General features: G+C 49.9%; 1 rRNA gene. It reads left to right on the plus strand.

What is annotated here, in order from left to right:
* Positions 1-229: 229 nt before the first annotated feature.
* Positions 230-1765 (plus strand): 16S ribosomal RNA (locus tag H5079_RS17995).
* Positions 1766-1816: the final 51 nt, after the last annotated feature.

Consider the following 1816-nt stretch of genomic DNA (forward strand, 5'->3'; position numbering starts at 1 on the left):
ACGTTCTTTAACAATATAAAGCAATCATCTGTGTGGGCACTCGTACAGATTGAGTTCTAACAGCCAAGCTTAGTTCGCTAAGTAAGGCAAACAAATTAGAGTCTCAATTGAAAACTGAGTGACCAACAGAATAGTTATTTCGGTAATTATTCGGCACAGTCAATTCAATATCGAAAGATATTAAAATAAATTCAGAATTCATTGAGCTGTCGAAAGACATAAAACTTTTTAATTGAAGAGTTTGATCATGGCTCAGATTGAACGCTGGCGGCAGGCCTAACACATGCAAGTCGAGCGGTAACAGAAAGTAGCTTGCTACTTTGCTGACGAGCGGCGGACGGGTGAGTAATGCTTGGGAACATGCCTTGAGGTGGGGGACAACAGTTGGAAACGACTGCTAATACCGCATAATGTCTACGGACCAAAGGGGGCTTCGGCTCTCGCCTTTAGATTGGCCCAAGTGGGATTAGCTAGTTGGTGAGGTAATGGCTCACCAAGGCGACGATCCCTAGCTGGTTTGAGAGGATGATCAGCCACACTGGGACTGAGACACGGCCCAGACTCCTACGGGAGGCAGCAGTGGGGAATATTGCACAATGGGCGCAAGCCTGATGCAGCCATGCCGCGTGTGTGAAGAAGGCCTTCGGGTTGTAAAGCACTTTCAGTCAGGAGGAAAGGTTAGTAGTTAATACCTGCTAGCTGTGACGTTACTGACAGAAGAAGCACCGGCTAACTCCGTGCCAGCAGCCGCGGTAATACGGAGGGTGCGAGCGTTAATCGGAATTACTGGGCGTAAAGCGTACGCAGGCGGTTTGTTAAGCGAGATGTGAAAGCCCCGGGCTCAACCTGGGAACTGCATTTCGAACTGGCAAACTAGAGTGTGATAGAGGGTGGTAGAATTTCAGGTGTAGCGGTGAAATGCGTAGAGATCTGAAGGAATACCGATGGCGAAGGCAGCCACCTGGGTCAACACTGACGCTCATGTACGAAAGCGTGGGGAGCAAACGGGATTAGATACCCCGGTAGTCCACGCCGTAAACGATGTCTACTAGAAGCTCGGAGCCTCGGTTCTGTTTTTCAAAGCTAACGCATTAAGTAGACCGCCTGGGGAGTACGGCCGCAAGGTTAAAACTCAAATGAATTGACGGGGGCCCGCACAAGCGGTGGAGCATGTGGTTTAATTCGATGCAACGCGAAGAACCTTACCTACACTTGACATACAGAGAACTTACCAGAGATGGTTTGGTGCCTTCGGGAACTCTGATACAGGTGCTGCATGGCTGTCGTCAGCTCGTGTTGTGAGATGTTGGGTTAAGTCCCGCAACGAGCGCAACCCCTATCCTTAGTTGCTAGCAGGTAATGCTGAGAACTCTAAGGAGACTGCCGGTGATAAACCGGAGGAAGGTGGGGACGACGTCAAGTCATCATGGCCCTTACGTGTAGGGCTACACACGTGCTACAATGGCGCATACAGAGTGCTGCGAACCTGCGAAGGTAAGCGAATCACTTAAAGTGCGTCGTAGTCCGGATTGGAGTCTGCAACTCGACTCCATGAAGTCGGAATCGCTAGTAATCGCGTATCAGAATGACGCGGTGAATACGTTCCCGGGCCTTGTACACACCGCCCGTCACACCATGGGAGTGGGTTGCTCCAGAAGTAGATAGTCTAACCCTCGGGAGGACGTTTACCACGGAGTGATTCATGACTGGGGTGAAGTCGTAACAAGGTAGCCCTAGGGGAACCTGGGGCTGGATCACCTCCTTATACGATTTAGAACTTATTTGTTCGTAGTGTCCACACAGATGATTGTTAATT

It is taken from the genome of Pseudoalteromonas sp. SG44-5, from assembly GCF_014164175.1.
In the GTDB taxonomy this organism is placed as follows: Bacteria; Pseudomonadota; Gammaproteobacteria; order Enterobacterales; family Alteromonadaceae; genus Pseudoalteromonas; species Pseudoalteromonas nigrifaciens.